The organism is Legionella longbeachae (assembly GCF_004283175.1).
GTDB lineage: Bacteria > Pseudomonadota > Gammaproteobacteria > Legionellales > Legionellaceae > Legionella > Legionella longbeachae.
The window spans coordinates 31,999-50,830 of sequence record NZ_RXNW01000018.1; the positions used below are offsets into that span (position 1 = coordinate 31,999).

The window sequence follows — 18,832 nt, forward strand, 5'->3', positions numbered from 1 at the left end:
TTAACATTATAATTTTATACTACGTACAATAATTTTACTTGTCCGTCTTTGCAATAGTTAAGCTTATTTATTCCTTTGTATTTTGAAAATAAAAAGTTTTTCCGTGTATACGGACTGTTCCCAGAGGATAAAAACACGATAATCGGCTATAGTAACGTGAGTGATTGAAAAGCAATGAAAAGAAGTTCAAATTTATAAGGACTTACCTTGAACCAGATAATACCGTATTTTATTTGCTCGTTTTTTGTACTTCTAGCAGCGCTCCTTCATTTGCATCACAAAAAGAAATATTTTCAAATTAAGCGTTGGCAAAACTCGTTACAATTGCAAGAGCATGCGCAAATTTTTCATCAGCTGTACAAAACAAGCAATGGATTTATATTATCACAGACTGCGCGAAGAAAACGCGATGCAATGGAGTATTCATATGGAGAAATTGAGTTTTTCTCTTTTATTGCACTTTTATCGTTGATAAATCCAAATGAAAACACGGTATTTTATGATTTAGGATCTGGAACAGGAAAAGCAGTAATCGCTTGCGGGATGGTATTTCCTGTACAGAAAAGTATTGGTATCGAATTGTTTCCCGAATTATATTTACACTCCTGCCAGCAAGTAGAGCAATTAGCAGCCATAAAACAATACGAGAGCCAAGCAAAAAGGATTGAGTTTCGTTTAGGTGACTTTATCGAGGCAGACTTAAATGATGCAACGCTTATTTTCATTAACTCTACTGCTTTTTTTGGTCCAACCTGGGAGAAACTCTGCTTTAAAATTGATCGATTGCCACACCTCAATTCAATAATTACCACCAGTAAACCCCTATCTTGTATCCATTTCAAACTGTTGAAACACACTAAAGTAAAAATGAGTTGGGGTGTTGTTTTCGCCTATATTCATGCACGAAAAAACATATTGGACTAACTGTCTTGAAAATATTGAATAATTTTTTTACCCGTCTATACTTATAAATAAGTAATAATTGCTGGCGCCGAATCTTTACTGGTGGAAGACTTTGACACATGCGACAAAAAGGGGTTGATATGATTAAATCGGAACTCATTGAACACATCGCTTCTCGAATGACGCATCTTACTGAGAAACAAGTAGCTGATGGTGTAAATAGAATTCTTGAGTTAATGAGTGACGCACTCATTAAAAATCAAAGAATAGAAATTCGAGGATTTGGTAGTTTTTCTCTTCATTATCGCCCACCACGCAATGCCCATAACCCCAAAACCGGGGAAAAAGTGGTGACTACAGCCAAATACAGCCCCCATTTCAAACCAGGGAAAGAATTACGTGAGCGCGTTGATGCATCACGTGATAAGTACGAGCTTCCCGAGGAATAACAGGCCGGCTCCAATCTGGGGGCGGCCCTATTGGGCGAAGCTTAATTAAAAAGTATGTGTGCATGAAAAGTGCTCATATTTACATACCCATTACAATCATCAACACATTTTTTTTATGGCCTAAATTTCATCTTAGGCTAATGTCTACATTAAGCTTTGGGTAAAGTGACTCCTGTTTGTCCTTGATATTTACCATTGCGATCACGATACGAAACAGCACATACTTCAGTAGCCTCTAAAAACAGCATTTGTGCCACACCTTCATTTGCATAAATTTTGGCAGGTAACGTTGTAGTATTTGAAAATTCCAATGTTACATGTCCTTCCCATTCAGGCTCTAAAGGAGTCACATTGACAATAATCCCACAACGGGCATAAGTTGATTTACCAAGGCAAATTGTAAGAACATTTCGTGGGATACGGAAATACTCCACAGTTCTTGCTAAAGCAAAAGAATTGGGAGGGATAATACATACATCGGAATGTACATCAACGAAACTGTTTTCATCAAAAGCTTTAGGATCGACAATCGCTGAATTAATGTTAGTGAAAATCTTGAACTCATTTGCACAACGAACATCATAGCCATAGCTAGATACACCATACGAAATAATTCGTCCATTATCACTTTCACGCACTTGCCTTGGCTGAAATGGGGATATCATTCCATGTTCCAGCGCCATTTTTTCTATCCATTTATCTGATTTAATTGACACAATATAAACCTCATGACTCATCAAAAGAATGAGTTCTATCATAAATATTGAACAAACGAAAGAATGTTAGCTTATACTTATTAGTAAGAACTCCAGAATTCCTATAGAAATAAGTGGAAAATGGTACCAGAAGTAGTATTTTTATTCTCTTATTCAAAAGGTTAAGAAGTGAAAACAAAAAAAATCCAGGAAATTGAATATCGAGATGGGGAAGAAGAAAATCTCATTCGAATTCTTTACAACTCCAAAGAACCTATTTTAATAAAAATCAAATCTTTTACTGAAAAATACAACCTAGATTATTTTGCAAACCTTGTGTACGGAGAAATAATTTATGATACCTATGAAAATGATCTCTGGCAATCATGCCAACCTGGTGATTTTAAGGCCATCATGCAACAAATGGACAATAATATGCCGCATCGAATTTTTGGATTGATTCTTCCTAATTATCTTTCGATGGAGATTGAAAAGCATGTGCCGCTTTGGCAAAAAATTCCATTTCGACCAAGATATTTTAATAAAAAGTTAAAAGTTTCTTATTTTTTCGGTGGAAAAGGCGCCCATACAGAGATGCATTTTGACAGAGAACATTGTAGTAATTTGCATTTTTGTATCAGTGGAAAAAAGAAATTCTTATTATTTACTGAAGATCAAAGTGAATATATTTACAAATTACCTTATGTTGGTGATAGCTTAATTGAATTTGGTCATCCGTGGGATTCATTATGTCAGCAATTTCCGCGATTAAGGAAAGCGGAAGGATATAACGTCACGCTGGGCCCAGGAGATATGCTGTTTATGCCGAAAAACTGTTGGCACTACACAACCTATCTTGAAGCTTCCGCTGCCGCTACTTATGTTTTCTATCCGAATAAGCTTTTTCAATTTTATGGATATTTTACAGGCCATTTTTTTATGGGTTATAAAGAACCAAGTGGTCTTAAAATTGCTGATTGGCAATTTTTTAAAAAATTTAGCGAACATTATGCTATGGCAGAAGGAAAAAAAAAGCGCCTTTTTAAAATAATCGAGGCCATTTCTTATGTATTTCTACTTCCTGCAATAAGTCTATTTACCAAAATTTCACTGGCAATAAAACCACGCCGATTTTTTTATTAACCGAATAAACTGTTAACAAAACCTTATAATTTCTAATTGGAACTATCCTTTACTTCTTTGTTGCCATACCCGCTAAAATCTCCCCTAACTCTATCGGCATTGGGAAAATAATAGTTGAGTTGTTATTAGTTGCTATTTGAGATAAAGTTTGTAAATAACGTAATTGCATGGCCTGGGGTTGTTGAGCCAAAACCTGCGATGCTTGCAATAATTTGGCGGAAGCTTGTAACTCACCCTCTGCATGAATTATTTTAGCCCTTCTTTCGCGCTCCGCTTCTGCTTGTCGCGCAATCGCCCTTATCATACTTTCATCCAAATCCACACGTTTAATCTCAACGTTTGATACTTTGATTCCCCAGTTATCCGTCTGAGAATCTAATATTTTTTGGACGTCACTATTTAATCGTTCCCGTTCTGAGAGCATTTCATCTAACTCGTGCTGCCCCAAGACAGAACGTAAGGTAGTTTGTGCTAATTGGCTTGTTGCTTCATAATAGTTAGCTACCTGAATAATTGCATTTTCTGGTGCTACCACACGGAAATATACAACGGCATTTACCCTTACTGAGACATTATCTTTAGATATTACATCCTGGCTTGGCACATCCATGACAATAGTCCGCAGATCAACACGTACTACTTGTTGAATTATGGGAATAACAAGAATTAATCCAGGACCTTTGACGCGCCAAAAGCGCCCTAACATAAATATAACACCCCGCTCATATTCTCTAAAAACTTTAATTGCTGATGTGAAAAACATAATGGCCAGGACTACAATAATTATGAAAAAGGGTCCCATTTTTACTCTCCTTGATTCTCTAAATCCTCTTTAACCTCCAGGATAAGGCCTGATGCCTTAATTACTTTTATTGGCCTAGTCGCTGCTATAAATCCTTGAGATCGCACACTCCAAATTTCCCCGCGAATAACTGCCTGCCCTTCTCTATCAATATCACCAAGCGCTCGTCCTTTAGCTCCTTCCAGAACTGCTAATCCATGTTTAACTGATTGGTTTCTCGCTTTTAGAGCAGCGCCTAATAGGACTATAAAAAGAAGTATATTTAAGAAAGCCATGAACCATATAACTGTCCAGGCTATGCGATACATTTGTGTATGAGTATCAAATAGCATAATAGAACCGATGACAAAAGCTATAGTGCCACCACCACCTAATGATCCATAGGCGGGTGTAAATGCTTCTGCAATAATAAAGCCTATACCTAAAATAATGAGGAAAAAACCTGCATAATTAATTGGCAATAATTGAAAAGCGTAGAAAGCAAGACATAAGGATATAGCGCCAATTACCCCCGGTAATACATGCCCTGGATTTACTAATTCAAAGAAAATTCCATATATCCCAAGCAACAGCAGAAGATATGCTAATGTAGGAACAGTAATCAATGATAAAAACTGTGTACGCCAATCGGGATTAATAATCTCGATGATGGGGTTATTTGTATTTAATATTATCTTCTGATTATTTTGCATTACTGCTATGCCATTTAATTGCGATAATAAATCCTTTTCATCCGTAGCAATGTAATTTATTACTCCTTCCTTTAAAGCTTCTGAGGAGGTTAGTGTAGACGCATTCATTACTGTTTTTTGAGCAAACACAGGATCGCGCCCCCTTAATTGCGCTAATGTACGCATGGTTGCCAGCGCATCATTAGTCATCTTTTCCTTTCTTGTTGATTGCTTTTTGGGGTCACTTTCATCTGTAAACCCCATTTCATTTAAACTCACGGGACTTGCTGCACCCAATTGTGTTCCAGGAGCCATTGCAGCTAATGTACTCGCATAAAGTAAATAAGTGCCGGCGCTTGCAGCCCGCGCACCTTTTGGACTTACGTAGGTTATAATAGGTACTTTGGATGATAAAAATTTTTGAATTATAGTCCGCGCTGCCTCATCAAGCCCACCAGGGGTATCAAGAGTAATTAAAATCAAATCTGCATGTTGCGCATGATCAATGTTACGGATGATGTAATCCGCTGTAGCGGGACCAATTGCCCCCTTTATATTTAATTCAACTATTTTTGCCGCATAGGCATGCGAACTATGTATCAATAATATAAGGATTAGGGCTCTAAATGCAGATATCCTTATAGCCGTTAGCAGGGATATAAATCTCGCCACCAGGTGAATTTTGCCCACACGCTAATCCCTTTGAACGTCCCCATAAGTTATAAGATAGCACAGATTGTGTAAATTATTAGTCATATTGTTTGTCTATAGATATAAACCTGTGATTCTATTGTTAGACGATCATCATTAGAATGTTAAGAACGTTAATACCTGGTGATTTGTAGAACCTGGATACTTGCTGGCACCCAGGCTGTTTTATATTCTACTAGAAGTAAACTCCAATTTGTGCAGATACGGTATCTGCAGTACCTCCGGTACCTAGTGTCGGTGCATTTACCAGCCCTGGAGGTGCTGCACCATTAGCAAAGTCATTTGCGCTGTAATCAATTTCATGTCGATATTCAATGCTTTCTACAGTATCCTTCCAGATTGAAATGTTAAATACGCCAATAAATCGATGTTGAGGTAAATTCAGCGCCAGTGCATCTTTAGTCCATTGATAACCCACACCTATAGATGAAGGTCTGTTAAATGCCCTAAAAGTCATGTCAATCTCTGTTTGCAATGCCTGCGGTTTTGCACCACGCCCGTTAAAGCTTAGATCCTGTGCTCTAAATGCCTGCGTTGTTCCAACCCATTCAGCAGCAAAATTGAAGCGGTCATAACCCATATTTCCATAAACATCCACAGCTTGAGTTTTCCGCACCGCTTCGTTTCCATTAAGTAAGGAACCAAAACCGCCAAAAGTACCCGGATTTGCTGCCGTATTTTGCATTCCCGCAGCATCGTCTATGGAGCTAATATAACTTGCGCCTACTTCACCCCTTATTTCGCTCAATGAAAAACTATAACCTGCATTCGCACCGCCTACTCCAGCTCGCCCCAGTGTCGTATCGCTCCTATAAATATAGGTTGCCACAAATGGCCCCGAATCTTCCTGAGACTTATAGCCTAAGATGAAAGGTCTTGTCTTGGTCCGTGCTAGATTTAACGTTAATGGTGCGCTAATCATAGCACTGGAGTAACGTCCAAAAGGCACATACAACTGCCCCGCAGTGAAATAAAAGGGAGTTTTATCCAGGTTACCCACATTTACAAAACCCATATTCAGGTTAAATGCAGAATTGTTAATTCTTGGACCTACATCTGGAGGGTTTGAATCGTATGCAATAGCAATATAAGCCTCAACATTTTGGTTAAGTGCCGCCGCAACATCCACTTCACTCGACCCTAATGTCAAATCAACATTTGTTCCACCCACATAGTCACTATTCATCATGCCGACTGGTTCTGCTTTACCACTAATCGCAATTATGGGGCGCTCGGGAATAGGATAACCAATAGTTTTATAGGCTCTATATAATTTACGGCGTTGCTGCATTAAACGAATATCTCGGTTAATACTTGAAATATTAACGATGTAATCAGAGCCATCGAATGCAGGGCGATCTCCCAGGTATGGGGAAGCAACTACGGGGGTTCCAGCAATATAAGTCACCACACGATTATCAGCAACCAGGGCAGTGGGATAAAATCCTATAGATTCTGGATGTTCTTCCGGCGTATGAACTGAAATACTTGATGAATGATACTTGATCATTTCATCTTTCTTCTCACGGACTTGAACCTGCTTTTTAGCAGACTTCGATACAGTTTTAGTTGCAACTGGCTTTGCTGTTTTAGCGCTTTTCTTCACTTTATGAGCCACTACTTGTTTTTGTAATGCCTCTAATTGGGTTTGTAACAGTTGGGTCTGTTTTTGTAACTGTGCTATCTGGCGTTGTAGTTGTTGATCATTTTCTGCATAGAGTGGTTTTGATAAACAGACCAAAGCCAAGAAAACCATTTTGAACTTCATGTAGGACTCCTGTTTATTATTTTTACTTCCACAGCGGGAGGGGTGAAATTATATCTTGGCAAGTAAAAACTGACTAGACATTTTATTATAAATTTGCGTAATTTTTGTAACTATAAATCAAAAAAAACCCATGCCAGATGGGTTTTAATTTCGATTTATAATTTTGTACAAAATGGAATCAATAAATTATGCATTACCGATGAGTTTTAGTCCAAAATATGGGCCAAAAACTCCATAATCTACTGCGCGAACAGGACCGACCAAATTCGCGAATGATTGCGCCTCAAGTACATGGAAGTAATTAATTGCTTGATAGCCTACCTGAACATTAGCGATACCTATAGGTGTCGCATGAGCATAATTTACCCCAAGCTTCGCCTCTAAGCTAGGAACTATTCCTTTTTTGCGAAAGAAAACTTGTTCAACAATCACATCGAAAGGTGCCAGGACAAAACCTGCCTGATATCGGTTAGTTCCATAAAGTAATGATCCTGCGCCATTAGCCGTAATACTTAGTGAGTCTGTAATGTAGTATGCGTAATCCAATCCAACAGCAGGTCCAAATCCTTTATAATTGGTATTATTAAACTTACTCAAAGGATTGTTTGCTAACATTGGAATTGGGAGTTGTTGCGTTATATAATAGTTCGTTGCTGTTGATTGTATGTTGGCATATTGCAAGCCTCCATAGAACCTGACTTTATCTCTAACGCTCAGGTTAGTATATTGTCCCATGACTACATTTACTTGATCAATTCTATTAAAACTTGTTAATTCAAAAGGAGCAGGGAGTGGTGGTAATCCTATTGCAGGGATAGTAAGAGTCCCAAAGAAATTTGTTGGATCTATAGAACTGCTAAAATGCATCCAATTAATACTGATGTCATTTCCTGTGTTGAAGTGATAAGAGCCTTCCAAGCGGTATCCCCAATTCCAATCATTCTTTACTTCTTTATTTAGGGGTGCAGTACCTGGTTCAAATGCTTTTTCACTACCATAAACTGATCTCAAATAGAGAGCTTGAGCACTAAAATCCCAAAGTTTTGTTTCGCAAGGAACGGTAACATTACCCGGGGTACAAGCTGGACCCATAGATCCGGCAATAGTTACATTTGCTGCCAATCCTAACACAGCGATAGTTACTTTTTTAAACATGAATACTCCATTAAAAAAAAAGCCCATCTTTTAGACGGGCTTTACAAAATCTTAATCAATTAAGAAATTAAACGTTTCCAACATACTTCAGACCGAAGTAAGGACCTGCAGCAGCAAAGTCAGTAGATGTAGTTTGTAACACAGTTGTGTTTAATGCATGGATGTAATCAAACCACATGTAACCAGCATCTAGAGTTAAGTCACCTTGTGCCATTGCATAAGTATAGCTAGCACCTAACTTAGCTTCTAATTCAGGAACGATTGCTGTTCTGCTTCCAGCGATGTTTAAGTCAAATACTTCACCATCAGCGCTTGTGAACACATCAAGGTCGTAACCATGCTTAGCAGTACCAACTAATACAGCAGCAGCCGCTTTAGCATAAATTCCGAAACCGTTACCAAATACATAGTTCATGTCGATACCAGTACGTGGACCGAAACCATTGTATTGAGTACTTCCATTGAAACGAGCAAGGAAATCATCTGGATCAGCATCTACATCAGCAGCAAATGCATGAACGCTTCTCTTAATGCTTGCGAATTGGAAACCACCATGGAAACGGATTTTCTTGTTAGCGCTGACGTCAACGAATTGACCCATTTCACCGTTAACTGCATCCCATCTGTTTTTGTGACCGAAACCGATCGCTAAGTCTGGTGCGAAATCTGGAGTAAATGTGCTGTTATTCCAGCTTGTATCCAAGTGGTACCAAGTTAAGGTAATATCATTTCCAGTGTTGAAGTGATAAGAACCTTCGATTTGAAAACCCCAGTTCCATTGAGCATCTAAATCAGTATTAATAGAAGCACCAGGTACAACAGGGTTTGTTTCAATTCCTAGCGAAATATCAGTATCGGTCATTGTTTGTAAGACCAGAGCTTGTCCACCAACATTCCATGCAGTGCTTGGGCAAGGAACAGTAACGTTACCTGGTGTGCAAACTGGGCCCATGGTGCCAGCGAATACTGCACTGCTACCTAAAGCAAGAACAGCTAACGCTGTTTTTTTCAAATTTAACATGCTTATCTCCACTTTTTATTATTATTTCCGTTCGTTACCAATTTAAATTGTTAGCAACGGTACGCATATTCGCTCTATCACCGAGAGCGTACCTTGCTCAATTATCTTACCGGACCTTTATAAAGTCAACAGTATTAATTAAATTTCTTAAAATGATAGCGAATTAAATGTTACCTATATACTTCAAGCCAAAGTAAGGACCTGCAGCAGCAAAATCAGTCGCTGTAGTTTGTAATACTGTTGTGTTTAATGCATGAATGTAGTCAAACCACATGTATCCAGCATCCAGTATTAAATCACCTTGAGCTAATGGATAGTCATAGCTAGCGCCTAATTTAGCTTCTAATTCAGGAACAATTGCTGTTCTGCTTCCACCGATGTTTAAGTCAAATACTTCACCAGCAGCGCTTGTGAACACATCAAGGTCGTAACCATGCTTAGCAGTACCAACTAATACAGCAGCAGCTGCTTTAGCATAAATTCCGAAACCGTTACCAAATACATAGTTCATGTCGATACCAGTACGTGGACCGAAACCATTGTATTGAGTACTTCCATTGAAACGAGCAAGGAAATCATCTGGATCAGCATCTACATCAGCAGCAAATGCATGAACGCTTCTCTTAATGCTTGCGAATTGGAAACCACCATGGAAACGGATTTTCTTGTTAGCGCTGACGTCAACGAATTGACCCATTTCACCGTTAACTGCATCCCATCTGTTTTTGTGACCGAAACCGATCGCTAAGTCTGGTGCGAAATCTGGAGTAAATGTGCTGTTATTCCAGCTTGTATCCAAGTGGTACCAAGTTAAGGTAATATCATTTCCAGTGTTGAAGTGATAAGAACCTTCGATTTGAAAACCCCAGTTCCATTGAGCATCTAAATCAGTATTAATAGAAGCACCAGGTATAACAGGGTTTGTTTCAATTCCTAGCGAAATATCAGTATCGGTCATTGTTTGTAAGACCAGAGCTTGTCCACCAACATTCCATCCAGTGCTTGGGCAAGGAACAGTCACATTACCTGGGGTACAAACTGGACCCATGGTACCTGCAAAAAGGGTACTGCTGCCTAAAGCTAAAATTGCCATAGTTGTTTTTTTTAAACTTAACATGCTTATGTCTCCGCATAAATTATTATTGTATTTCTATATTCATTGATAACTCTCTACTAGGAGTTGTCATTAGCATGCCTTCGTCGCTTCAGGTCGATGCATGCAACAGTGTTGAGTATTAGCAGTGGAGTGGAATATGTCAAGAAAAATTATAAAAAAAAATAATTATTTTCAAGTGGATATGTTTTTTTTGCTCATCGAATATTTTTTTTAATCAAAATGAAAAAAATTAATATTTTACATGTAAGTCGGTTATCCATCGGAACAAATAGGAATAAACATTATCATTCTGCATCTTGAAAGGTAATTCGTGTTATCCTTAGCTATCTGCAAAATTATGAGATTTTTATGGTACAAACATTGCGTATTAACCGTCCTGACGATTGGCATGTTCATCTTAGAGACAATGAATTATTACAACATACTGTAATGGGTAGCGCCAAGCATTTCGCCCGTGCATTAATCATGCCAAATCTTAAACCGGCACTTACCACGTTGTCTTCAATTAATGATTACAGATCCAGGATTCTTGCCGCCTTACCTGAAGGCAGCGCATTTGAACCATACATGACTTTTTATTTGAACGATTCCGTAGATCCTGAAGATCTAAACAAGGCAGCAAATATACCTTATATTTTAGGAGCAAAACTCTATCCCGCTGGGGCTACAACCAATTCTGAAGCCGGAGCTAAATCACTTACTGATCTTTATACCCATTTCGAAATATTAGAAAACAATAACTTGGTACTGCAAATCCATGGAGAAGTAACTCATAGCGATATATTTGAGCGAGAATCTCTATTTATAGATGAATATTTAAAACCAATAGTCAGCAATTTTCCTAAACTAAGGATAGTATTTGAACATATTTCGACTCAAGCTGCTGTAGAGTATGTACTGCAAGCGCCTAAAACTGTTTCCGCTACAATTACCCCTCATCATTTGTTGTATAATCGTAATAAATTACTCGCAGGTGGAATTAAGCCACATTATTATTGCTTGCCTGTTTTAAAGCATGAACGGGATCAAAAAGCATTACAGCTTGCTGCTTGTAGTGGAAATCCTAAATTTTTTGCCGGAACGGACAGCGCACCACATAGCGTAACTACAAAAGAAAATGCATGCGGATGCGCTGGGATTTATTCTGCCCCATATGCTTTGGGTTTATATGCACAAGTGTTTGATGAATTAAACCAATTAAAACACCTGAATCATTTTTTAAGTCACTTTGGCGCTGAATTTTATCAATTACCTATTAATCAGCAACAAATCGAATTAATTAAATTATCACAAATAGTACCCAACTATTTACCCTTAGGTTTGTCTCAAGTTGTTCCTATAGCAGCTGGAGAAACGATTCAATGGAGCGCCCATGAATCATAATTCCTTATCCGGCATGAATATAAAAAATCGGTTTCGTGGCTTTTTACCTGTGGTTGTTGATGTTGAAACTGCTGGTGTTAATCCACAAAAAAATGCATTACTAGAAATGTGCATCGTACTCATTCTAATGGATGATCAGGGGAAATTCTATCGAGGAAAAAGCTATTTTGAACATATTTTACCTTTTTCGGGGTCGGAACTCGATCCAAAATCACTTGAATTTAATCAAATTGATCCCTTTCAACCATTACGCTTTGCCATCGATGAAAAAACTGCCCTCGAAAATTTATTCCATCCAATTTTTGCAGCACTTAAAATATTCCAGTGTCAGCGTGCTGTTTTAGTAGGTCACAATGCATGGTTTGATTTATTGTTTATAAAGGAGGCTATAAAGAGAACTGGAGTTAAATCTCCATTTCATGCATTTACTTGTTTTGATACAGCAACCTTGGGTGGCTTTATTTACGGGCAAACTGTATTAGCAAAAGCAGCCCAGGCAGCCGGAATTGCTTTTGATGCACAAGAAGCTCATTCAGCAATTTATGATGCGGAGAAGACAGCGGATCTATTTTGCCATATGGCAAACTTGTGGCAGCAAAGACAGTAAGGCACACAGCCTGAGTAGGTACAGCTCAGGCTGTACATTTTATAATGAATCAGAATGCTCTGACAAATATGCAGCCACCCCTTCTGTTGAAGCGGTCATACCTGCTTTTCCTTTTTGCCAACCAGCAGGGCAAACCTCACCGTTTTCTTCAAAGTGCTGTACAGCATCTATGATTCTAAGAAGTTCATCTACGTTACGGCCGATGGGCAAGTCATTGACAATTTGTGAGCGAACAATGCCATTGGTATCAATAATAAATGCTCCACGGAAAGCAACACCTGCAGCAGGATGCTCCACGCCATAGGACTGACAAATACTATGAGTTATGTCTGCGGCCATTGTATAACGGACAGAACCAATACCGCCCTTGTTTACCGGAGTATTTCTATATGCGTTATGAGTAAAGTGTGAATCAATAGAAACAGTAACCACCTCGACGTTACGGCTTTTAAATTCATCAATGCGATGATCTAAAGCAATCAACTCGGAAGGGCATACAAAGGTAAAATCCAAAGGATAAAAAAACACAAGACCATATTTACCTTTCAAATGCTCGTGTAAATTAAATTTATCCACAATTTCACCATTTGCCAAAACAGCAGCTACAGTAAAATCAGGAGCTTTTCTTCCCACTAATACACTCATTCTATGATCTCCATTAATTATTATAATTATGTATATCTCTTTAGAGCTTGTTGACAATTCCAAAATCTTACCAAGATGTAACGCTGGCATTCGCATGCTTTGCATTTAGGCTATGCGCTGCTACTCTAAACCACATCATTTTGGCTTAATCTAACGAATTGTCAATAAAACCTATGTTATGCAGCAATTGCGTCTCGCAGCATGGTTTCTAGTTCACCTTGTTGAAATAACTCAGCAATAATGTCAGAACCGCCTATCAACTCTCCTTTTATGTAAAGCTGGGGAAAAGTAGGCCAATCAGAGAACTGAGGTAAAGTTTGACGAATATCAGGATTAGCAAGAACATCTACATACGCAAAATCAACACCACACGCCTCGATACATTGGACTGCGCGTGCAGAAAACCCACATTGTGGTATCTTCGGTGTACCTTTCATATAAAGCAAAATAGCGTTTTCAGTTATTTGCTTTTTAATTTTATCTAAAGTATCCACTCACACACCCTTTAAGTAATAAATTTAATGACGGTCATTATTGCGAAAACCTATCAATCTTACAATCAATAATATTTTGGCACATTAGTCTAACAAATCTTTGATCAAAAGCCAATCAATATCCCATTTGAACAAATAAGATCCAAAATAAATTATCGAAGTATAGTTCAATATGAATAAACCATTATTAAGTAATCACCATAGCTTTTTTCTTAATTAAGATTAATCTTCATTGAATATCACCATCTACCTGCTAAACTTAGCGCAGAATAATAATTAGGAGATTAGGATGACCTTTACACTACCTGAATTACCCTACGCAAAAAATGCGTTAGAGCCCCATATTTCAAGTGAAACTCTTGAATACCATTATGGTAAACATCATCAAGCCTACGTGACTAACTTAAATAAACTAATTCCTGGCACTGAATTTGAATCCATGAAATTAGAAGAAATCATTAAAAATTCAAAAGGAGGGATATTTAATAATGCTGCACAAGTATGGAATCATACTTTTTATTGGCATTGTCTAAGTCCAAATGGTGGTGGAGAACCTCAAGGAAAAGTTGCTGAAGCAATTAACAAATATTTTGGCTCTTTTGATTCATTTAAAGAAAAATTTACACAAACTGCAATTACGACTTTTGGCTCGGGTTGGGCATGGCTTGTCCAAGACAGTGCTGGTGAATTGAAAATAATCAGTACTAGTAATGCAGGCACACCAATGACCGAAGGATTAACAGCGCTATTAACCTGCGATGTGTGGGAACATGCTTATTATATTGATTACCGTAATGCTCGCCCGGATTATGTGACTGCATTCTGGAACTTGGTAAATTGGGATTTTGTAGCTGACAACATGAAGTAACATGCTTTTTACACCGTCATAAAAAAGAATTGTTAATGGCGCCAACAAATAAATTATCCAGAAAGTAAAACAAAATTTGTTGCCCATAGCCCCTCTCTTCACTACCATTGGTTTAAGAGTCTGCGAGATCCTGTGGTGGTGAGGGATTTTAAAAATCAAGAAAACCACGTTGATATAATCTCTTTTCATAGCGGCATAATCGCCTATAGAATTTTTATTCTCATATGGCGCAGGAAAGAAAGTTGTGGCTATAATGTGGGCTATTATTAGCTCTTCCATAAAAATAGGAAATAATCTATTTAAAATGGAAATCCTTAAGTTTTAAAGGGAAAACATTATGGCTTTAATTACAAGTTACAATCCTATGCCAATAACGTTCACACATGGAGAAGGAGTTTGGTTGTATGATGAACAAGGAAAAGCCTACCTCGATGGCTTGAGCGGAATAGCCGTTTGTGGATTAGGACATGCTCATCCTGATGTCACAAAAACAATACAGCAACAAGCAGCCAAACTGATTCACACATCAAATACCTTTCATATTAAGCAACAAGAATTACTTGCAGAAAAACTCACAGCCATGACAGGCATGGAACAGGTTTTTTTCGCCAATTCGGGTGCTGAAGTGAATGAGGCGGCAATAAAATTAACTCGTCTTTTTGGTCACAAAAAAGGAATTGAAACACCGTCAATCATTGTTATGGAAAAGGCTTTTCATGGCCGCACTATGGCGACATTAACTGCATCAGGAAGTCGTAAGGTGCAAGCAGGATTTGAACCTTTGGTACCTGGTTTCATCCGCGCCCCTTTTAATGACTTGGATGCTATCCATACTATTGCAGCGAACAGAGAGGATGTCGTCGCAGTGATGCTTGAACCTATCCAGGGCGAAGGAGGCATCCATGCTGCAGAGGAAAGTTATCTTCGATCTGTTGCCAAGCTTTGTGAACAACATGACTGGATGCTTATTTTAGATGAAATCCAAACTGGGAACGGGCGTACTGGAAAATTATTTGCCTGCATGCATTATGATATTCAGCCTGATGTTCTTACTACAGCTAAAGGCTTGGCGAATGGTGTTCCAATCGGAGCTTGTCTAATCAGCAAAAAAGCGAAGGATTTATTTAAACCAGGCAACCATGGTTCAACCTTCGGCGGTAATCCTTTGGCTTGTGCAACTGCGTTAACTGTATTAGAAGTCATTGAACGGGATAAAATTTGCGAAAAAGTCGCAAAAAACAGTGCATTACTAATGGAAAAGTTAATCAAAAATCTTGGAGAACATCCGAGTGTTAAAGCAATTCGTGGTAAAGGATATATGATAGGCATTGAACTGGATCGACCCGCTAATGATATGCGTTTGCAAGGACTTGCTAATGGAGTACTCTTTAATATCACCGCGGATACTGTTGTACGACTATTACCACCGTTGATCATTAATGAAGATGAGATCAATGAATTAGTAAATCGATTAACCTTAACGATTAATCAATTTACTCAATTATAAAAGAGCACACACAAAATCACTATGCGCAAAATAAATACTCTGGATATATTAATAGGCAACGTAGACAACGCTTTGCGTACCCTGTTTCCCCCTAAAAAGCGCATAGGGACCCGCCATTCACCGGCCAAAGATCTTCCTGAGGCATCACTCTCTATCCAGGAAAAAAAGCACATCTCAGGCTTGATGCGAGTCAATCACTCTGGGGAAGTTTGTGCACAGGCACTTTATCAAGGGCAAGCCTTAACAGCGCAATTAACCCATATTAGAAAACAGATGAGTGATGCAGCGGCTGAGGAAATTGATCATTTAGCCTGGTGTGAAGAACGATTGGCCGAATTAGGCTCCAAAACAAGCCTACTCAATCCCTTATGGTATGGTGGTTCTCTTATATTAGGAGCACTTGCTGGATTAGCAGGAGATAAAGTTAGCTTGGGATTTGTGATGGAGACAGAGCGACAAGTCTCCGCTCATTTACTCCGACATCTACAGAAATTGCCAGTAAAGGATAAAAAATCACACTCATTGTTAACTAAAATGAAAGAAGATGAAGAGCAGCACGCAACGCTGGCTATGGAGTCTGGGGCTATAGAATTACCCCATGTTGTCAAACTCTTAATGCATATTGTATCTAAATTAATGACTAAAAGTAGTTATTATATATAGTATTCTAAGGAATGGCCTTGGTATGGACTCAACCTTTTTATTTACATTTTTTGTAATCATGGTTGCCTATGCTTTCGACTTTATTAATGGTTTCCATGATGCAGCAAATTCTATAGCTACGATCGTTACCACAAAAGTCTTGACTCCCAAACAAGCCGTGATATGGGCTGCATTTTTTAATTTTATTGCTTTTTTAGTTTTTAACCTCACTGTGGCAAAAACAATCGGCAGCGGCCTAATCGACGCTCACATTGTTGATACGCATTTTATTTTAGCCGCATTAATCGGCGCTATTTTCTGGAATCTGGTGACCTGGTATTACGGACTTCCATCAAGTTCTTCGCATGCTCTTATTGGAGGGTTAGCTGGGGCCGCAATAGCTAAGGGAGGTTTTTCCTCACTTAAAATGAGTGGTTTTGCCAAAGTAATGGGTGGGATTTTTGTTTCTCCCGCTCTTGGATTATTTGTTGCATTACTTATGACCTATTTTTTTTACAAGTTTTCAAAAAGTTCAAAACAAACTCATTTTAAGCTCTTTAAAAGATTTCAATTATGTTCCTCTGCGTTATTAAGTCTAACCCATGGAAGTAATGATGGCCAAAAAACCATGGGCATCATTTCCATATTACTCTTCTCAGCAGCCTGGATCGAGGGGCCTTTTTATGTCCCATGTTGGGTGGTCATTTCATGTCAAGCAGCCATAAGCCTTGGAACCCTTGCGGGAGGCTGGCGCATTGTACATACCATGGGAACGCAAATCACGCAACTTGACACGATAAAGGGTTGTGCCGCCGAAACAGGAGCAGCACTTTCTCTTTTTATCGCAACACAGTCAGGCATTCCTGTTTCTACTACTTATACTGTCACTGGCGCAATTGCTGGGGTCGGATTAACTAATGGAGTTTCTGGCCCACATTGGCGCGTCATCAGAAGAATTTTCTTTTCATGGCTCATTACGATGCCCGCAGCAGCAAGCATTTCTGCAGCATTGGTATTAAGCAACATTTAAGTTGTTTATTAAATTGCCAAACAGAAGAGGGATGAACACTACATAATTCTTTTTTTTTCAACGATATATTACCATTGTAAATCAGAGGATGGCATCATATTACTAAGGTCCACGACCTGTTGTGGCTCTTCTCTTGGGGGCTTGGGTAATTCATATTGTACAAAAGAGAGATTATTGAACAAATACTGCGCATTGGTTGGAAACATGTGTTCTTTGTGATCATTCACATCTTTATCATCAGATGTGTCCTTTGAAATAAGATTACACAGTTCAATAAATTTTTGATGAATTTTAGCCGGATCCGCTCCCTTTTCGACATCATACTTTAGAAAAAGCAGCACTGATTTGTTTAATGAAGATTTTTTCTTTTGTTTGACTAAATCTTTGCAAAAAACCTTCCTTTTTGAATTCACTTTCTTTTTGTTCTACACGGCTTTTCATGCGCTTAAGGACGTTTTGTTCCATATCTATAAAGATATTTTGCATGGATTTACTGTTACCGATTACACATTTAATCTCAGGATTATCAAGAAAATTTTGCAGCTCTTTATATTTAAATATCTCAAAAAGTGTGCTTGAATTTTCTTGAATGTAATCTGGCGGAAAAAATCCGTGATATCATACTTGATTAGCAGTTTGGCTATATCCATACGGTCTTCGATAGCTCGTTTCTCATTTGAGTCATATTGAAAATCAGAAATGAGCTCAAAAAGCAGGCTTCCACATTGAGATTCTTTACTATGATCTGTTTTTAGGCTTTCTTTTAAAAAAAGTTTAATTAATGGACGGTTATGTCGTTCAAGGGCAATCGATAATGGGCCTCCGCCCCTTGAGTCTTTCACCGTATTAAGGTTTATTTGTTTGTTCTTCAACATTTCCATAACGAGAGAATTATTATTCAGTTTAATAGCGTTTAAAAATTTAGTTTCGCGCTCCTTTTGTTCATTATGAGGCTCATGAAATTCAATTTGTTGTAGTTGATTTTCTACTTCATCAATGCGGGGTCTTTGCTCTGGAGAGTTATATATCATGTTATTAATGAGTTCCTGGAGTTTTTTAAAATCTTCAGGATGCTCTTTATTCGATAAGTCCTTGAGATCATCATTCCACAATTCCTTAAGTACTTCTCCCATCGCATAAATATCACGAGCCGGATGAGCGGCATAACCTTTAACTTTTACCTCCGATGGACTAAATTTTCCGCTAGAAGGAATAGCTTGT

20 protein-coding genes are annotated in these 18,832 nt (G+C 38.3%); 9 read left to right on the forward strand and 11 right to left on the reverse strand.

Annotated elements, in window-relative coordinates:
• Positions 1-207 precede the first annotated feature (207 nt).
• The gene (locus EKG34_RS16030) at positions 208-924 is read left to right on the forward strand and encodes a class I SAM-dependent methyltransferase (RefSeq protein WP_012978731.1); all 717 of its coding nucleotides are present in this window, start codon (positions 208-210) and stop codon (positions 922-924) included.
• Between the two features lie 119 nt (positions 925-1,043).
• Positions 1,044-1,352 carry an integration host factor subunit beta gene (locus tag EKG34_RS16035; RefSeq protein WP_012978730.1) on the forward strand — a complete coding sequence of 103 codons (309 nt, stop codon included), beginning with the start codon at positions 1,044-1,046 and terminating at the stop codon, positions 1,350-1,352.
• A 149-nt stretch (positions 1,353-1,501) separates the two neighbouring features.
• Here the strand turns inward: EKG34_RS16035 and dcd are convergent, their stop codons facing one another.
• Positions 1,502-2,068, reverse strand: a complete 567-nt coding sequence (gene dcd / locus EKG34_RS16040) for a dCTP deaminase (protein ID WP_012978729.1) — start codon at positions 2,066-2,068, stop codon at positions 1,502-1,504.
• 168 nt (positions 2,069-2,236) lie between these two features.
• On the opposite strand from dcd, the gene EKG34_RS16045 reads away from it, so the two are divergent.
• Positions 2,237-3,190 carry a cupin-like domain-containing protein gene (locus EKG34_RS16045; protein WP_003633729.1) on the forward strand — a complete coding sequence of 318 codons (954 nt, stop codon included), beginning with the start codon at positions 2,237-2,239 and terminating at the stop codon, positions 3,188-3,190.
• 49 nt (positions 3,191-3,239) lie between these two features.
• Here EKG34_RS16045 and EKG34_RS16050 read toward each other — a convergent pair whose 3' ends face one another.
• The 6 genes from EKG34_RS16050 to EKG34_RS16075 form a co-directional block, all read right to left on the reverse strand.
• The gene (locus tag EKG34_RS16050; RefSeq protein WP_003633731.1) at positions 3,240-3,992 is read right to left on the reverse strand and encodes a slipin family protein; all 753 of its coding nucleotides are present in this window, start codon (positions 3,990-3,992) and stop codon (positions 3,240-3,242) included.
• Between the two features lie 2 nt (positions 3,993-3,994).
• Positions 3,995-5,344: an NfeD family protein gene (locus tag EKG34_RS16055; protein WP_396426633.1), complete on the reverse strand. Its 1,350-nt coding sequence runs from the start codon at positions 5,342-5,344 to the stop codon at positions 3,995-3,997.
• A gap of 205 nt (positions 5,345-5,549) precedes the next feature.
• Positions 5,550-7,142, reverse strand: coding sequence for an LbtU family siderophore porin (locus EKG34_RS16060; protein WP_003633735.1), 1,593 nt, complete (start codon positions 7,140-7,142; stop codon positions 5,550-5,552).
• A gap of 186 nt (positions 7,143-7,328) precedes the next feature.
• Complete coding sequence (locus EKG34_RS16065; protein ID WP_003633744.1) at positions 7,329-8,297, reverse strand: Lpg1974 family pore-forming outer membrane protein; 969 nt, start codon at positions 8,295-8,297, stop codon at positions 7,329-7,331.
• Positions 8,298-8,364: 67 nt separating this feature from the next.
• Positions 8,365-9,318 carry an Lpg1974 family pore-forming outer membrane protein gene (locus tag EKG34_RS16070; protein WP_003633746.1) on the reverse strand — a complete coding sequence of 318 codons (954 nt, stop codon included), beginning with the start codon at positions 9,316-9,318 and terminating at the stop codon, positions 8,365-8,367.
• 163 nt (positions 9,319-9,481) lie between these two features.
• Entirely contained in the window at positions 9,482-10,435 is a 954-nt protein-coding gene (locus EKG34_RS16075) for an Lpg1974 family pore-forming outer membrane protein (protein ID WP_130560096.1), read from the reverse strand.
• Positions 10,436-10,783: 348 nt separating this feature from the next.
• On the opposite strand from EKG34_RS16075, the gene pyrC reads away from it, so the two are divergent.
• A complete protein-coding gene (gene pyrC / locus EKG34_RS16080) occupies positions 10,784-11,818 on the forward strand; it encodes a dihydroorotase (RefSeq protein ID WP_003633750.1) in 1,035 nt (344 codons plus the stop codon).
• Positions 11,808-12,425, forward strand: a complete 618-nt coding sequence (rnt, locus tag EKG34_RS16085) for a ribonuclease T (protein ID WP_003633752.1) — start codon at positions 11,808-11,810, stop codon at positions 12,423-12,425. Before pyrC ends, rnt begins: the two co-directional genes overlap by 11 nt.
• 39 nt (positions 12,426-12,464) lie before the next feature.
• Here the strand turns inward: rnt and EKG34_RS16090 are convergent, their stop codons facing one another.
• Positions 12,465-13,070 carry a peroxiredoxin gene (locus tag EKG34_RS16090; protein ID WP_003633755.1) on the reverse strand — a complete coding sequence of 202 codons (606 nt, stop codon included), beginning with the start codon at positions 13,068-13,070 and terminating at the stop codon, positions 12,465-12,467.
• 176 nt (positions 13,071-13,246) lie between these two features.
• Positions 13,247-13,564, reverse strand: a complete 318-nt coding sequence (gene grxD / locus EKG34_RS16095; protein WP_003633757.1) for a Grx4 family monothiol glutaredoxin — start codon at positions 13,562-13,564, stop codon at positions 13,247-13,249.
• Between the two features lie 289 nt (positions 13,565-13,853).
• Here grxD and sodB point away from each other — a divergent pair, with 289 nt between their 5' ends.
• The 4 genes from sodB (at position 13,854) to EKG34_RS16115 (ending at position 17,611) form a co-directional block, all read left to right on the forward strand.
• A complete protein-coding gene (gene sodB, locus EKG34_RS16100) occupies positions 13,854-14,432 on the forward strand; it encodes a superoxide dismutase [Fe] (RefSeq protein WP_003633760.1) in 579 nt (192 codons plus the stop codon).
• 337 nt (positions 14,433-14,769) lie between these two features.
• Positions 14,770-15,939, forward strand: coding sequence for an aspartate aminotransferase family protein (locus tag EKG34_RS16105; RefSeq protein WP_003633762.1), 1,170 nt, complete (start codon positions 14,770-14,772; stop codon positions 15,937-15,939).
• Positions 15,940-15,960: 21 nt separating this feature from the next.
• Positions 15,961-16,602, forward strand: a complete 642-nt coding sequence (gene coq7, locus EKG34_RS16110) for a 2-polyprenyl-3-methyl-6-methoxy-1,4-benzoquinone monooxygenase (RefSeq protein ID WP_003633764.1) — start codon at positions 15,961-15,963, stop codon at positions 16,600-16,602.
• Between the two features lie 22 nt (positions 16,603-16,624).
• Positions 16,625-17,611, forward strand: coding sequence for an inorganic phosphate transporter (locus EKG34_RS16115; RefSeq protein ID WP_003633765.1), 987 nt, complete (start codon positions 16,625-16,627; stop codon positions 17,609-17,611).
• 68 nt (positions 17,612-17,679) lie between these two features.
• On the opposite strand, the gene EKG34_RS18320 is transcribed toward EKG34_RS16115, so the two are convergent.
• Both EKG34_RS18320 and EKG34_RS16120 read right to left on the reverse strand, forming a co-directional pair.
• On the reverse strand, positions 17,680-18,024 hold the full coding sequence (locus EKG34_RS18320) for a hypothetical protein (protein WP_162467498.1): 345 nt from the start codon (positions 18,022-18,024) through the stop codon (positions 17,680-17,682).
• Between the two features lie 90 nt (positions 18,025-18,114).
• Complete coding sequence (locus EKG34_RS16120) at positions 18,115-18,744, reverse strand: hypothetical protein (protein ID WP_003633770.1); 630 nt, start codon at positions 18,742-18,744, stop codon at positions 18,115-18,117.
• Between the last annotated feature and the right edge of the window lie 88 nt (positions 18,745-18,832).

Coding starts and splice junctions, on each gene's coding strand:
- EKG34_RS16115 (WP_003633765.1), top strand. CDS start 16,625: ATGGACTCAACCTTTTTATTTACATTTTTTGTAATCATGGTTGCCTAT.
- rnt (WP_003633752.1), top strand. CDS start 11,808: ATGAATCATAATTCCTTATCCGGCATGAATATAAAAAATCGGTTTCGT.
- EKG34_RS16090 (WP_003633755.1), bottom strand. CDS start 13,070: ATGAGTGTATTAGTGGGAAGAAAAGCTCCTGATTTTACTGTAGCTGCT.
- EKG34_RS16060 (WP_003633735.1), bottom strand. CDS start 7,142: ATGAAGTTCAAAATGGTTTTCTTGGCTTTGGTCTGTTTATCAAAACCA.
- EKG34_RS16050 (WP_003633731.1), bottom strand. CDS start 3,992: ATGGGACCCTTTTTCATAATTATTGTAGTCCTGGCCATTATGTTTTTC.
- pyrC (WP_003633750.1), top strand. CDS start 10,784: ATGGTACAAACATTGCGTATTAACCGTCCTGACGATTGGCATGTTCAT.
- EKG34_RS16070 (WP_003633746.1), bottom strand. CDS start 9,318: ATGTTAAATTTGAAAAAAACAGCGTTAGCTGTTCTTGCTTTAGGTAGC.
- EKG34_RS16075 (WP_130560096.1), bottom strand. CDS start 10,435: ATGTTAAGTTTAAAAAAAACAACTATGGCAATTTTAGCTTTAGGCAGC.
- sodB (WP_003633760.1), top strand. CDS start 13,854: ATGACCTTTACACTACCTGAATTACCCTACGCAAAAAATGCGTTAGAG.
- coq7 (WP_003633764.1), top strand. CDS start 15,961: ATGCGCAAAATAAATACTCTGGATATATTAATAGGCAACGTAGACAAC.
- EKG34_RS16065 (WP_003633744.1), bottom strand. CDS start 8,297: ATGTTTAAAAAAGTAACTATCGCTGTGTTAGGATTGGCAGCAAATGTA.
- EKG34_RS16120 (WP_003633770.1), bottom strand. CDS start 18,744: ATGGGAGAAGTACTTAAGGAATTGTGGAATGATGATCTCAAGGACTTA.
- EKG34_RS16035 (WP_012978730.1), top strand. CDS start 1,044: ATGATTAAATCGGAACTCATTGAACACATCGCTTCTCGAATGACGCAT.
- EKG34_RS16105 (WP_003633762.1), top strand. CDS start 14,770: ATGGCTTTAATTACAAGTTACAATCCTATGCCAATAACGTTCACACAT.